12 protein-coding genes are annotated in these 14,181 nt (G+C 67.6%); 8 read left to right on the plus strand and 4 right to left on the minus strand.

Annotated elements, in window-relative coordinates:
- Positions 1 to 19 precede the first annotated feature (19 nt).
- Positions 20 to 265 carry a DUF1653 domain-containing protein gene (locus tag GXN78_RS07005; protein WP_106557866.1) on the plus strand — a complete coding sequence of 82 codons (246 nt, stop codon included), beginning with the start codon at positions 20 to 22 and terminating at the stop codon, positions 263 to 265.
- 401 nt (positions 266 to 666) lie between these two features.
- Here GXN78_RS07005 and purN read toward each other — a convergent pair whose 3' ends face one another.
- Positions 667 to 1,251, minus strand: coding sequence for a phosphoribosylglycinamide formyltransferase (gene purN / locus GXN78_RS07010; protein ID WP_106557867.1), 585 nt, complete (start codon positions 1,249 to 1,251; stop codon positions 667 to 669).
- A gap of 148 nt (positions 1,252 to 1,399) precedes the next feature.
- Here purN and GXN78_RS07015 point away from each other — a divergent pair, with 148 nt between their 5' ends.
- From GXN78_RS07015 to GXN78_RS07025, 3 genes are all read left to right on the plus strand, one after another.
- Positions 1,400 to 2,602 (plus strand): acyl-CoA dehydrogenase family protein, encoded by a 1,203-nt coding sequence (locus tag GXN78_RS07015; protein ID WP_106557868.1) that lies wholly within the window; start codon positions 1,400 to 1,402, stop codon positions 2,600 to 2,602.
- A 28-nt stretch (positions 2,603 to 2,630) separates the two neighbouring features.
- Positions 2,631 to 3,746: an acyl-CoA dehydrogenase family protein gene (locus GXN78_RS07020; protein WP_106557869.1), complete on the plus strand. Its 1,116-nt coding sequence runs from the start codon at positions 2,631 to 2,633 to the stop codon at positions 3,744 to 3,746.
- A gap of 88 nt (positions 3,747 to 3,834) precedes the next feature.
- The gene (locus GXN78_RS07025) at positions 3,835 to 5,214 is read left to right on the plus strand and encodes an alpha/beta fold hydrolase (RefSeq protein ID WP_106557870.1); all 1,380 of its coding nucleotides are present in this window, start codon (positions 3,835 to 3,837) and stop codon (positions 5,212 to 5,214) included.
- Positions 5,215 to 5,226: 12 nt separating this feature from the next.
- Here the strand turns inward: GXN78_RS07025 and GXN78_RS07030 are convergent, their stop codons facing one another.
- Positions 5,227 to 5,784: an HNH endonuclease gene (locus tag GXN78_RS07030; RefSeq protein ID WP_106557871.1), complete on the minus strand. Its 558-nt coding sequence runs from the start codon at positions 5,782 to 5,784 to the stop codon at positions 5,227 to 5,229.
- A gap of 164 nt (positions 5,785 to 5,948) precedes the next feature.
- Here GXN78_RS07030 and GXN78_RS07035 point away from each other — a divergent pair, with 164 nt between their 5' ends.
- From GXN78_RS07035 to GXN78_RS07050, 4 genes are all read left to right on the plus strand, one after another.
- Positions 5,949 to 6,986, plus strand: a complete 1,038-nt coding sequence (locus tag GXN78_RS07035; RefSeq protein ID WP_106557872.1) for a bifunctional riboflavin kinase/FAD synthetase — start codon at positions 5,949 to 5,951, stop codon at positions 6,984 to 6,986.
- 123 nt (positions 6,987 to 7,109) lie between these two features.
- A complete protein-coding gene (ileS, locus tag GXN78_RS07040) occupies positions 7,110 to 10,034 on the plus strand; it encodes an isoleucine--tRNA ligase (protein WP_106557873.1) in 2,925 nt (974 codons plus the stop codon).
- The gene (gene lspA, locus GXN78_RS07045; RefSeq protein ID WP_106557874.1) at positions 10,034 to 10,537 is read left to right on the plus strand and encodes a signal peptidase II; all 504 of its coding nucleotides are present in this window, start codon (positions 10,034 to 10,036) and stop codon (positions 10,535 to 10,537) included. The genes ileS and lspA overlap by 1 nt, the downstream gene beginning before the upstream one ends.
- Before the next feature lie 53 nt (positions 10,538 to 10,590).
- Positions 10,591 to 12,249: a Na/Pi cotransporter family protein gene (locus GXN78_RS07050; RefSeq protein ID WP_106557875.1), complete on the plus strand. Its 1,659-nt coding sequence runs from the start codon at positions 10,591 to 10,593 to the stop codon at positions 12,247 to 12,249.
- Between the two features lie 19 nt (positions 12,250 to 12,268).
- Here GXN78_RS07050 and GXN78_RS07055 read toward each other — a convergent pair whose 3' ends face one another.
- Entirely contained in the window at positions 12,269 to 13,255 is a 987-nt protein-coding gene (locus tag GXN78_RS07055) for a quinone oxidoreductase (RefSeq protein WP_106557876.1), read from the minus strand.
- A 110-nt stretch (positions 13,256 to 13,365) separates the two neighbouring features.
- On the minus strand, positions 13,366 to 14,169 hold the full coding sequence (locus GXN78_RS07060) for an SDR family oxidoreductase (RefSeq protein ID WP_106557877.1): 804 nt from the start codon (positions 14,167 to 14,169) through the stop codon (positions 13,366 to 13,368).
- Between the last annotated feature and the right edge of the window lie 12 nt (positions 14,170 to 14,181).

Here is a 14,181-nt window from a genome sequence, read left to right on the forward strand (position 1 = left end):
CCTCAGAAGCTTGAAGCCCATGACCAGCCCGACCGACGACGACCTGCCGCCCTTGATCGAGACCCCGCCCGGCCGCTATCGCCACTACAAGGGCGGCGAATACGAAGTGCTGGGCACCGTTCGCCACAGCGAGACCCTGGAGCCGATGACGCTTTATCGCGCGCTCTATGGCGCGCAGGGCCTGTGGGTGCGCCCCGCAGCCATGTTCGGCGAGATGGTTGAAATCGACGGCCGGCCTCAGCCGCGCTTCGCACGGATCGGATAGGGCCAGAGGGGCAGCGCAACGCGGACTTTCTTCAGCCGCAGCGCACGGCCGTCACACGGTTGCGGGCATCGACAACGAGGTTGAGTCGGCCGCCGTTGAACGCCATCGTGACCGCCTGTTGGGCTTCAGCGTGCGCACGCTCTGAGCCCCGGCGCGGACGCGGGCCGCGGCCTCGAGTTGCGGTGCGGCCGGCTGGCCGACCGCGAACCTGGCATCGTCGGCGCGGCATAGCGGCGGCGGCTCGGGTGCCGGGGCGACTGCCACGGGAGCGGGAGCCGGGACCGGCGCTGGCGCGGTCGCAGGGGCAGCGCAGCCAGATAACAATGCCGCGGCGGCCAGCGCTGGCAAGGGCAGAAAACGACGATTCACGAAGAAGCTCTCCAGGGGAAAGCGAGATTGTGTCAGTTTGTTTCTGACAACCAACTTGCAATTGCCTGCGGGTAAACCCTGTGTTCTTGCGCCAGCACCCGAGCGGAGAGGGTTTCGGGCGTGTCGTCCGAGAGGATCGGAACCACCGCCTGCGCCAAGATCGGCCCATGGTCGAGGTCGACCGTCACCTGGTGCACGGTCAGCCCTGCCACCTTGCAACCGGCTTCGATGGCGCGGCGGTGCGTGTGTAGCCCCGGAAAGGCCGGCAGCAGCGAGGGATGGATATTGAGCAGGCGGCCTTCGTACCGGGCCACGAAGCCCGGCGTCAGGATGCGCATGAAGCCGGCCAGCACCACCAGCGCCGGTGCATGCGCATCGATCGCATCGGCCAGCGCCGCATCGAAGGCCTCGCGATTCGGGTAGTCCTGGTGCGCGACGACTGCGGTCGCGATGCCTTGAGCCTGCGCGAGGGCGAGTCCGCCCGCATCCGCCTTGTTGCTGATCACCGCGGCCACCCGCGCGTCGAAGCGCCGGGCCCAGTGCTCGCGCTCGGCGGCGCGCACGATGGCCGCCATGTTGGAGCCGCCGCCGGAGATCAGGATCACGATGTTTCTCATGGGAGGCGGGATTATCTGTGCTCGTTTCCACCCCCTGCTTTTGTCGCCGCGCTGACAGCGCAAACAAGCACGACCGTGCTAAAACCGATCGGTTCGACAGACCGACGCGCCGCCTTCGTGGCGCCCGACCAACACAGCGAGGCAACGCATGGATTTGAGCTTCACGCCCGAGGAACAGAAGTTCCGCGAAGAGATTCGCGCCTGGGTCAAGGACAACCTCCCCCAAGACATCTCCCACAAGGTGCACAACGCCCTGGAGCTCACGCGCGACGATATGCAGCGCTGGGCCAGGATCCTCGGCAAGAAGGGCTGGCTGGGCTACGGCTGGCCGGTGGAGTTCGGCGGCCCGGGCTGGACTGCGGTGCAGAAGCACCTGTTCGAGGAAGAAACCGCGCTGGCCGGCGCGCCGCGCATCGTGCCCTTCGGGCCTGTGATGGTGGCGCCCGTGATCCAGGCCTTCGGCAACGCCGAGCAGCACAAGCGCTTCCTGCCCGGCATCGCAAGCGGCGAGGTGTGGTGGAGCCAGGGCTACAGCGAACCCGGCTCAGGCTCGGACCTGGCCTCGGTCAAGACCCGCGCCGAACGCAAGGGCGAAAAGTACATCGTGAACGGCCAGAAGACCTGGACCACCCTCGGCCAGTACGGCGAGTGGATCTTCTGCCTTGTGCGCACCAGCAACGAAGGCAAGCCGCAGACAGGCATCAGCTTCCTGCTGATCGACATGAAGTCGCCCGGCGTCACTGTGCGGCCGATCAAGCTGATGGACGGCGGCCACGAGGTCAACGAGGTGTTCTTCGACAACGTCGAGGTGCCTGCCGAGAACCTGATCGGCGAAGAGAACAAGGGCTGGACCTATGCCAAGCACCTGCTGTCCCACGAGCGCACCAACATTGCCGACGTCAACCGCGCCAAGCGCGAGCTGGAGCGCCTGAAGCGCATCGCCAAGCGTGAAGGGGTGTGGGCATCTACCGGAGGGGATTCATATGCTGCGCGCTTTCGCGACGAGATAGCCAAGCTCGAGGTCGATGTGGTCGCGCTCGAGATGCTGGTGCTGCGCGTGCTCTCCGCCGCCACCTCGGGCAAGAACTCGCTCGACATCGCCGGCCTGCTCAAGATCAAGGGCAGCGAGATCCAGCAGCGTTACTCCGAGCTCATGATGCTGGCGGCCGGCCCCTTCGCGCTGCCGTTGATCCGCGAGGCCATGGCCGCAGGCTGGCAGGGCGACTTCCCCGGCGGCCACCCCGAGCTGGCGCCGCTGTCGACCACCTACTTCAACATGCGCAAGACCACCATCTACGGCGGCAGCAACGAAGTGCAGCGCAACATCGTCGCTCAGACCGTCCTCGGTTGAGCGCCACACAGCAGCAAGGAACGAGACGATGGACTTCAATTTCAGCGACGACCAGCAGCAGCTTCGCGACGCCGTCGCCAAGTGGGTGGAAAAGGGCTACGGCTTCGAGCGCCGCCGCGGCATCGAGGCCGCGGGCGGCTTCTCGCGCGAGGCCTGGGACGAACTGGCCGAGCTCGGCCTGGGCGGCCTCTACATCCCCGAGGACGAAGGCGGGCTGGGCATGGGCCCGGTCGAAGGCATGGTGGTGATGGAAGAGCTGGGCCGCGGCATCGTGCTGGAGCCCCTGGCGCAATCCTTCATCGCCGGCGCCGTGCTCGCCGGCCATGCCGACGAGGACACCCGGGACAGCTGGCTGCCGCGCATTGCCGGCGGCCAGGCGCTGGTGGTGCTGGCCCAGCAGGAGCGCAAGGCACGCTTTCGGCTCGACGTCTGCGAGGCCAAGGCCACGAAGGACGGCGACACCTACCGCCTGAGCGGCACCAAGAGCCTGGTGCCGGCCGGCGACGAAGCCGATGCCTTCATCGTGCCCGCGCAGTTGGACGGCAAGATCGCCCTCTTCCTCGTCCCGCGCTCCGAGGACGGCGTGGCCGCGCGCGGCTACGGCACCCAGGATGGCAGCCGCGCAGCCGAGGTCGTCTTCGACAAGGCCGCCGCCACGCTGGTCGCGCAGGACGGGCTGCCGGCGCTCGAGCACGCGGTCGACATCGGCATCGCCGCCGCCTGCGCCGAGGGCGTGGGCGTGATGGACAAGACCCTCGCGCTCACCATCGAATACATGAACACGCGCAAGCAGTTCGGCACCGCCATCGCCAATTTCCAGGCGCTGCGCCATCGCGTGGCCGACATGAAGATGCAGCTCGAGCTGGCCCGCTCGATGAGCTATTACGCGTCCCTGAGGCTCAACGCCCCGGCCGCCGAGCGCCGCCAGGCGATGGCTCGTGCCAAGTACCAGCTGGGCGTTTCCATGCGCTTCATCGGCCAGCAGTCGGTCCAGCTGCACGGCGGCATCGGCGTGACCGACGAGTACATCGGCAGCCACTACTTCCGAAAGCTGACCCAGCTGGAGATGGTGTTCGGCGACACCCTGCACCACCTCGGCGAGGTATCGTCTCGCATGCAGGACAGCGCCGGCGTCTTTGCATGACACGCAGAGCTGCTATCTTTTTCCGATAGCACGCCGCGCCCGCCAGACCTGTGCTGGCGGGCGCTTTCTTTATTGCGCCGGAGCTTCCATGCACACTCGCCGACACCTGATCGCCTTCAGCCTCGCCACGACCATGCTCGCCGCCTGCAGCTCCGTGCCCACCATGACCGATCGTCCACCGATCGTCTTCATGCACGGCAACGGCGATTCGGCGGCGCTGTGGCTGACCACGCTGTGGCGCTTCGAGTCGAACGGCTGGCCGCGCGACCGGCTGTTCGCGCCCGACCAGCCCTTTCCGCTCGCGCGCGACGATGACGGCGTGGCGCAGCCCGGGCGCAGTTCGACCGCCGAGTCGATGGCCTTCCTCAAGGCCGAGGTCGAGCGCGTGCTGAAGGCCACCGGCGCGCCCAAGGTGGTGCTGATCGGCAACTCGCGCGGCGGCAACACCATCCGCAACTACGTGCAGAGCGGCGGCGGCGACCAGGTCGTGAGCCATGTGGTGCTGGGCGGCAATCCGGCCCATGGCATCTGGGCCGTGAAGGGCCTGCGAGAAGGCAGCGAGTTTTCGGGCCTGAGCCCCTTCATCCAGCAGCTCAATGCGCCGAAGAACACGGCTGGCGACGAGGTCGCACCCGGCGTGAAGTGGCTCACCATCCGGTCGGACAACAACGACAAATACGCGCAGCCCGACGGCGTGTGGATCGGGGCCAAGGGCACGGCCACGAACATCGGCTTCGACGGGCCGGCGCTCAAGGGGGCGACCAACATCGCGCTGCCGCGCGTGGACCACCGCGAGACCTCCTTCTCGCCGGTCGCTTTCAACGCAACCTGGCGCTTCCTGACCGGCGAGGCACCACGCACGTTGCAGCCGGTGGCGGAATCGACTGTCGCGCTCTCCGGCCGGGTCACGGGCCTTGGGCTCGATCCGCTCAATCCCGCCAGCGGCGCGTTCGTCAACAACCTGCCCCTGGCCGGTGCGCGGCTCGCCATCTACGCCGTCGATGCCGCGACCGGCGCCCGCCGCGGCCAGGCGGTCTGGGAGCAGACCATCGATGCGGACGGCCGCTGGGGCCCTTTCGCCGGGCAAGCGACGACCGCCTATGAGTTCGTGCTGAGCGCGCCGGGCTACGCCGCCACGCACATCTACCGCAGCCCTTTCCCGCGCTCCAGCGCCGTGGTGCAGCTGCGGCCCGAACGCCTTGCCGAAGCCGACCGCGATGCCAAGGCCCTGGTCATCTTCACGCGGCCGCGCGGCTATTTCGACGCCCAGCGCGACACCATGCGCTTCAACGGACAGAGCGCGCTGCCCGGCGTTCCGCCCCAGGGCGCCGGGGTCTCGAGCTCGAAGATCCGGCTGGCGAGCGATGCGCCGGAAAGCGTGACGGCGGAGTTCAATGGCGAGCGCCTGGCCGGCCGGACCTGGCCGGCCGAGAAGGGCGAGATCAGCGTGCTCGAGCTGAGCTACTGAGACGAGCGCGCGCTAGCAGTGCAGCCGCGAGTTATGCGGCAAGTGCGCCATCAGGAATTCCATCTGGTCCGCCAGGATGCGGCGGTTTCGCAGGATGAAGTCTTCCCACAGCGAGGGCACGTAGGGCGCATAGAGCAAGGGCATGTTCGCCTGCTCGGGCGTGCGGCTGCTCTTGCGGTGGTTGCACGGCTTGCAGGCCGTGACCACGTTCATCCAGCTGTCGATGCCGTTTTGCGCGAAGGGGATGATGTGCTCGCGCGTGAGGTCTTCCTCGTGGAAGTGGCCGCCGCAATAGGCGCAGATGTTGCGGTCGCGCGAGAAAAGCTTGCTGTTGGTCAGGCCGGGGCGCATCGCGAAGGGATTGATGCGCGGCACGCCCTTGGTGCCGATGATGCTGTTGATCGCGATCTGCGACTGCTGGCCCGTGACCGCGTTATGCCCGCCGCGGAACACCGCGACCTGTGCGCCGACTTCCCAGCGCACTTCGTCCGCCGCATAGTGGATCACCGCTTGTTCCAGCGAGATCCACGACTGGGGCAGCCCCTGGGCCGACAGCTTCAAGACCTTCACACACGCCTCCTCACAAAAGGGAAGAACCACGGAAAGACCAGGACATCGCACACATCGAACAGCTTGCGAGCGACGCACTGCGTCACAATATACCGGCTTTGTGACAAAAAGCCCTCAGTGGGCCCATTCGACGGGCGCGAAGCGCTATCAAAAAGATACCAACGATGCAGGTTTTCCGGGGGTTCAGGCATCCGGGCGTGGCTCCGGCCTGCGCCCTGACCATCGGCAATTTCGACGGCGTGCACCGCGGCCATCAGGCCATGCTGGGGCTGCTCAATACCGAGGCGCGCCTGCGCGGCCTGCCCAGTTGCGTGCTGACCTTCGAGCCGCACCCGCGCGACTACTTCGCCCAACTCAGCAAGCGGCCCGAACTGGCGCCGGCTCGCATCGGCACCTTGCGCGACAAGCTCAGCGCACTGGCCGCCGGCGGCGTGGGCCAGACCATCGTGCTGCCCTTCGATAACCGGCTGGCCTCCCAGACGCCGGACGAATTCATCCAGCATGTGCTCCTCGAGGGCCTGGGCGTGCGCTACGTGCTGGTGGGCGACGACTTCCGCTTCGGCGCCAAGCGCGCCGGCGACTACGCGATGCTCGACGCGGCCGGCGAAGCCAACGGCTTCGACGTGGCGCGCATGAACAGCTACGAGGTGCATGGCCTGCGCGTGTCCAGTTCCGCCGTGCGCGAGGCCCTGGCCGAGGGCCGGATGAGCGACGTGCAGGCCCTGCTCGGCCGGCCCTACGCGATTTCCGGCCACGTCGTGCACGGCCGCAAGCTCGGCCGCGCGCTGGGCGCCTCGGCGCCGGGGCGCAACGATGGCTTCCGCACGCTCAACCTGCGCTTCAAGCACTGGAAGCCGGCCGCCAGCGGCATCTTCGCGGTGCTGGTGCACGGCCTCGACAATCAGCCGCTGCACGGCGTGGCCAACCTGGGCGTGCGCCCCTCGCTCGACGCCAACGACGTGAACGCCGGCCGGGTCCTGCTCGAGACCCATTGCCTCGATTGGCCCGCCCACCTCGGCGAGGAGGGGGCCTACGGTAAAATCGTCCGCGTGGAACTGCTGCACAAACTGCACGACGAATTGCGCTACACCAGCCTCGAGGCCCTGACGGCGGGCATCGCGAAGGATGGCCGCGATGCACGTGCGTTCTTCGCTTCCGCCCACGCCGAGACCCGTCGCCAGACCACGCGCGATCGAATTTAACCGGGCCCGACCGCGCTGCCGCCCTTCTGCAAGCTCAGGGCGGACGGCTTTTCTCCTTCGCACCGACACCTGCATCCAGGTTCGGGCCGAGCCTGTCGAAGCCCCTCTGTTTCGAACTTCATCATGTCTGCTGACGCCGCCTCCACCACCACCACCGACTACCGCGCCACCCTCAACCTGCCCGACACCCCGTTCCCGATGCGCGGCGACCTGCCCAAGCGCGAGCCGGGCTGGGTCCAGGAATGGAACGACGAAGGGCGCTACCACCGGCTGCGCGATGCACGCCGGGGCGCACCCAAATTCATCCTGCACGACGGCCCGCCCTACGCCAACGGCCAGATCCACATGGGCCATGCCGTCAACAAGATCCTGAAGGACATGATCACCAAGGCGCGCCAGCTCGAGGGCTACGACGCGCTCTACGTGCCCGGCTGGGATTGCCACGGCCTGCCGATCGAGAACGCGATCGAGAAGAAATACGGCCGCAACCTGAGCCGCGACGAGATGCAGGCCAAGAGCCGCGCCTACGCCGCCGAGCAGATCGCGCAGCAGATGACCGACTTCCAGCGCCTGGGCGTGCTGGGCGAATGGGACCATCCGTACAAGACGATGAACTTCGCCAACGAGGCGGGCGAGCTGCGCGCCTTCAAGCGCGTGATCGAGCGCGGCTTCGTCTATCGCGGACTCAAGCCGGTGTACTGGTGCTTCGACTGCGGCTCCTCGCTGGCGGAGTTCGAGATCGAGTATGCGGACAAGAAGTCCAACACGGTCGATGTCGCCTTCAAGGCGCACGAGCCGGCCAAGCTGGCCGCCGCGTTCGGCCTGCCGAAGCTGGAGAAGGACGCCTTCGTCGTGATCTGGACCACCACCGCGTGGACCATCCCCGCCAACCAGGCGCTCAACCTCAACCCCGAGTTGGACTACGCGCTGGTCGACACCGACCGCGGCCTGCTGATCCTGGCCGCCTCGCTGGTCGAGATGTGCATGAATCGCTATGCGCTCGACGGCAAGGTGCTCGCGACGGTCAAGGGCGAGAAGCTCGGCGGCCTCGAGTTCGAACATCCGCTGTACGACGTCGACGCCGGCTTCCGCCGTCTGTCGCCGGTCTACCTGGCCGACTACGCCACCGCCGACGACGGCACCGGCATCGTCCACTCCTCGCCCGCCTACGGCGTGGACGACTTCAACTCCTGCATCGCCCACGGCGTCGCCTACGACGACATCCTGAATCCGGTGCAGGGCAACGGCGCCTACGCCCCCGACTTCCCGCTCTTCGGCGGCCAGCACATCTGGAAGGCGGTGCCGCTCATCATCCAGGCCCTGCGCGATGCCGGCCGGCTGCTGACCACCGACACCATCACCCACAGCTACCCGCACTGCTGGCGCCACAAGACGCCGGTGATCTACCGCGCCGCGGCCCAGTGGTTCGTGCGCATGGACGAGGGCGAAGGCGTGTTCACCAAGGACAAGGCCCCGAAGACCCTGCGCCAGCTGGCGCTGGCTGCCATCGAGGAGACCGGCTTCTACCCCGAGAACGGCAAGGCACGCCTGCACGACATGATCGCCAACCGGCCCGACTGGTGCATCAGCCGCCAGCGCAGCTGGGGCGTGCCCATCCCCTTCTTCCTGCACAAGGACACGGGCGAGCTGCATCCGCGCACCATGGAGATCCTCGACCAGGCGGCTGACATCGTCGACAAAGGCGGCATCGAGGCCTGGAGCCGCGTGACCACCGAAGAGATGCTCGGCCCCGACGACGCGCCCCACTACACCAAGAGCACCGACATCCTCGAGGTCTGGTTCGACTCGGGCTCCACCTTCTCGCACGTGCTGCGCGGAACGCACGCGAACGGGCACCACGAGACCGGCCCCGAGGCCGACCTCTACCTCGAAGGCCACGACCAGCACCGCGGCTGGTTCCACTCCTCGCTGCTGATCGCCTGCGCGCTGTACGGACGCGCGCCCTACAAGGGCCTGCTGACCCACGGCTTCACCGTCGACAGCCAGGGCCGCAAGATGAGCAAGTCGCTCGGCAACGGCATCGAGCCGCAGGAGGTCAACAAGAAGCTGGGTGCCGAGATCATCCGCCTCTGGGTGGCGGCCAGCGACTACTCGGGCGACATCGCCGGCGACGACAAGATCCTCGCCCGCGTGGTGGACGCCTACCGCCGCATCCGCAACACGCTGCGCTTCCTGCTCGCCAACACCAGCGACTTCGACATCGCGAAGGACGCGGTGCCGCTGGCCGAACTGCTCGAGATCGATCGCTACGCCTTGAGCCGCGCCGCGCAGTTCCAGGCCGAGGTGCTGGCGCACTACAAGGTCTACGAGTTCCACCCGGTGGTGGCCAAGCTGCAGGTCTACTGCTCGGAGGACCTGGGCGCCTTCTACCTCGACATCCTGAAGGACCGCCTCTACACCACCGCGCCCGGCTCGCGCGCGCGGCGCAGTGCGCAGACGGCGCTCTGGCACATCACGCAGGCGATGCTGCGCTGGATGGCGCCCTTCCTCAGCTTCACGGCCGAAGAGGCCTGGAAGTTCTGCGGCAACGGCGAGTCGATCTTCACCCAGGTCTACTGCGACCTGGGCCAGCCCGACGAGGCGCTCCTGGCCAAGTGGTCGCGCATCCGCGAGGTGCGCAACGGGATCAACAAGAGCATCGAGGCCCTGCGCAGCGAAGGCAAGGTCGGCTCCTCTTTGCAGGCCAACGTTGCGCTGTGGGCGGACGGACAGATCCTGGCTGACCTGCAGAGCCTGGGTGACGACCTCAAATTTGTTTTCATCACCTCTGCTGCTTCAACACGCCCGGTCGATTCGGGCGAAATCGCGGGGGCGGGAGCCACCAACCTTGCGCCGACCGGCGGGTCGCAGGTCGGCGCGATGGACATGGGCATGCTTGCGTCCAAAGTGACGCCTTCCGAAAGCACCAAGTGCGAGCGCTGCTGGCACTGGCGCGACGACGTCGGCCACGACCCGGCGCACCCGGGCCTGTGCAGCCGCTGCACCAGCAACCTGTTCGGCGCCGGCGAAGCCAGGAGTGCTGCCTGATGGCCGCGACCCGTTCCCTCGCCTCGCCACGCACCGGCATCTGGCCCTGGCTCGCGCTGGCCCTGGTGATCCTGATCCTCGACCAGTTCACCAAGACGCTGATCCTGGGCTACTACAAGCTGGGCGATGCCACCTACATCACCAGCTTCTTCAACATCGTGCGCGCCCACAACACCGGCGCTGCCTTCTCCTTCCTCGCGGATGCGGCGGGCTGGCAGCGCTGGTTCTTCACCGCCATCGGCGTGGCGGCTGCGCTGTTCATCGTGTGGATGCTCCGGTCGCATGCCGGGCAGAAGCTCTTCTCCTTCGCCATGGCCGCGATCCTGGGCGGGGCCATCGGCAACGTGGTCGACCGCATGATGCACGGCTACGTGGTCGACTTCCTCGACTTCCACCTGGCAGGCCGCCACTTCCCGGCCTTCAACGTGGCGGACAGCGCGATCACCATCGGCGCGATCTGCCTGATCCTCGACGAGCTGCGGCGCGTGCGGCGCGGCAAGTAGGGCGCCGCCCCAGGCTGCGGAAGCCGAAGGCTGGTCTATAGTCCTTCGATTCCATGAAGCACCTGTTGAATCTGCTGGCCGCCATCGCGCTGCTGGTATGGGGTACCCATCTCGTTCGCACCGGCGTGCTGCGCGTCTTCGGCGCCAACCTGCGCAAGATCCTGGTGCACAGCATGCGCAACCGCTTCACCGCCGCGCTCTCGGGCATCGGCGTCACGGCGCTGGTGCAATCGAGCACCGCCACCTCGCTGATGACCTCCTCCTTCGTCGGCCAGGGCCTGGTGGCACTGCCGGCCGCGCTGGCCGTGATGCGCGGCGCCGACGTCGGCACGGCGCTGATGTCGGTGCTGTTCTCGGCCGACCTCTCCTGGCTGTCGCCGCTCTTCATCTTCGTCGGCGTGGTGCTCTTCATCTCGCGCGGCTCCACCGTGGCCGGCCGCGTCGGGCGCGTGCTGATCGGCCTCGGCCTGATGCTGCTGGCGCTGCAGCTGGTAGTCGAGGCGACCGGGCCGCTGTTCTCCTCGCCCGCGGTGCTGGAGCTCCTGGCCTCGCTCGCCAGCGACGTGCTGCTGGAGGTCACCATCGGCGCCGTGCTGGCGATCGCGGCCTACTCCAGCCTGGCGGTGGTGCTGCTGGTCGCGGCCATGGCCAGCTCCAACGTGGTGCCGCTGGACGTGGCGCTTGGCCTGGTGCTGGGCGCCAACCTGGGCAGCGGCCTGCTGGCGGTGCTGACCACCGCGAAGTCGGCGGTCCCGGTGCGCCAGGTCACGGTCGGCAACCTGGTCTTCAAGCTGCTGGGCGTGGCGATCGCGGCGCCCTTCGTCGGCCTCTACCTGCGCGAGGCCCGGCCCTACATCTCCGACGCAACGCAGCTGGTGGTGCTGTTCCACCTCGGCTTCAACCTGGTCGTCAGCATCGGCTTCATCGGGCTCACCGGCTGGGTCGCGCGGCTGGTGACGCGGCTGCTCCCGGTGCCGACCGAATCTCCCGCCATGCAGCGGCCGCGGCACCTCGATCCCTCGGCGCTCTCGACGCCCACGCTGGCAATCTCCAACGCCGCGCGCGAGGCCCTGCACCAGGCCGACGTGGTCGAGACCATGCTGATCGGCATGCTCAAGGTGATCCGCGACAACGACCTGCGCCTGGCCGCCGAGCTGCGCAAGCTGGACGACACGGTGGACGAGCTCTACTCGGCCATCAAGTACTACATGACCAAGATCTCGCGCGAGGCGCTGGGCGAGGAAGAGAGCCGGCGCTGGACCGACATCATCAGCTTCACCATCAACATGGAGCAGATCGGCGACATCATCGAGCGGGTGATCATCGACATCGAGGACAAGAAGATCAAGAAGCAGCGCAGCTTCTCCGCCGCCGGCATGCGCGAGATCGTCGAGCTGCACGAGCGGCTGCTTGCCAACCTGCGGCTGGGCATGAGCGTGTTCCTCAATGCCAACGTGCGCGACGCACAGCGGCTGCTGGAGGAGAAGGCGCGCTTCCGCGACCTGGAGCGCGCCTATGCCGGCACCCACCTGGAGCGCCTGTCGGAGCAGACTGCCTCCAGCATCGAGACCAGCTCGCTGCACATCGACCTGATCAGCGAGCTCAAGCGCATCAACTCCCACATCTGCTCGATCGCCTACCCGATCCTCGACTCGGCCGGCGCACTTTCGCGCACGCGCATGCGCGAGTCGCGGCTCGCCGAGATCGAGTGAGCGGGGGGGCCGGGCGCGCTCAGAGCGTGAGGATGGTGCAGCCGGTGGTCTTGCGCGCTTCCAGGTCGCGGTGCGCCTGCTGCACGTCGGCGAGGGCGTAGCGCTGGTCGATCGGGATCTTCACCGCACCGCTGGTCACCGCAGCGAACAGGTCGTCGGCCATCGCCTGGGTGCTCTCGCGCGTGGCGATGTGCGTGAACAGCGTGGGCCGCGTGATGTAGAGCGAGCCCTTGGAGGCGAGCACGCCGAGGTTGACCGGCGGCACCGGCCCCGAGCCGTTGCCGAAGATGGCGAGCAGGCCGAAGGGCCGCAGGCAATTCAGCGAGCCCTCGAAGGTGTCCTTGCCCACCGAGTCGTACACCACCTTCACGCCCCTACCGCCCGTGATCTCCTTGACGCGCTCGGCAAAGTTCTCGGTGCTGTAGTTGATCGCGTGCGCTGCGCCATGGTCCAGCGCCAGCCGGCACTTGGCGTCGGTGCCGGCCGTGCCGATGAGCTGCAGGCCGAGGGCCTTGGCCCACTGGGACGCAATCAGCCCCACGCCGCCCGCGGCCGCATGGAAGAGGATGAAGTCGCCCGGCTGCAGGCCCTCGGCCGGCAAGGTCTTCCTCAACAGGTACTGCGCCGTCAAGCCCTTGAGCATCATGGCCGCGCCGGTCTCGAAGGAGATCGCGTCGGGGAGCTTGCAGACGTTCTTGGCCGGCATCACGCGCAGCTCGCAGTAGGCGCCGGGCGGCTGGCTGGCATAGGCGGCGCGGTCCCCGGCCTTCAGGTGCGCGACGCCCTCGCCCACCGCCTCGACCACGCCCGCGGCCTCCATGCCGAGCTGCAGCGGCAGCGACAAGGGATAGAGGCCGCTGCGCTGGTAGGTGTCGATGAAGTTGAGGCCGACCGCGTGATGGCGGATGCGGATCTCGCCGGGGCCGGGCTCGCCGACCTCGACCTCGACGAGCTTCAGTTCCTCGGGACCGCCGTTGCGGTCGATGCGGATGGCTTTGCTGCGCATGGGCTTTTCCTTTTGTCCGGATGTGCTGGGGGGACGCACATCGTAGTCAGGCTTCGATGTCGGCGCTGGCTGGGGTATTACTCCCTTCCCCGGAGGGGAGAGAGCAGGAATCAGTAGGTCCCGGGATACGCCCCGCCATCCGCCAGCACGTTCTGCCCGGTCAGATAGCCCGCCTGCACGCTGCACAGAAAAGCGCAGATCGCCCCGAACTCCTCCGGCGTCCCGAAGCGCTTCGCCGGAATGTTCTTCTTGCGGCTTTCCCACACGGTGTCGAAGTCCTGTCCCGACTTCTTCGCAGCACCGGCCATGGTGCCCTTCAGCCGATCGGTGTCGAAGGACCCCGGCAGCAGGTTGTTGAGGGTCACGCCCTTGGCCGCGATGCCGCTGCGCGCCACGCCCGCGACAAAGCCCGTGAGCCCGCTGCGCGCGCCGTTCGAAAGGCCGAGGATGTCGATCGGCGCCTTCACCGAGCTGGAGGTGATGTTGACGATGCGCCCGAAGCCGCGCCCCGCCATGCCGTCGACCGTGGCCTTGATCAGCTCGATGGGCGTGAGCATGTTGGCATCCACCGCCTTGATCCAGGCCTCGCGGTCCCAGTCGCGGAAGTCGCCCGGCGGCGGGCCTCCGGCATTGGTGACGACGATGTCGAAGTCCTTCTGCAGCGCGAACACCGCGGTGCGCCCTTCGGTCGTCGTGATGTCCGCGGCCACATGTTTCACCCAGGGCTTGACGACGCTCCCGTGGGCCGCGGCCGCCGCCTCCAGCTTCTTCGCCGCCTGCGCCAGCGCCTCGGCGCCGCGCGCCACGATCAGCACGTTGACGCCTTCGCGCACCAGCGCCTCCGCGCAGCCGTAGCCGAGCCCTTTGCTGGCCCCGCACACCAGGGCCGTCTTGCCTGCGATTCCAAGATCCATGATCGATTTCCT

The sequence above is a fragment of the Variovorax sp. WS11 genome (genome assembly GCF_010499245.1).
Classification (GTDB): Bacteria; Pseudomonadota; Gammaproteobacteria; order Burkholderiales; family Burkholderiaceae_C; genus Variovorax.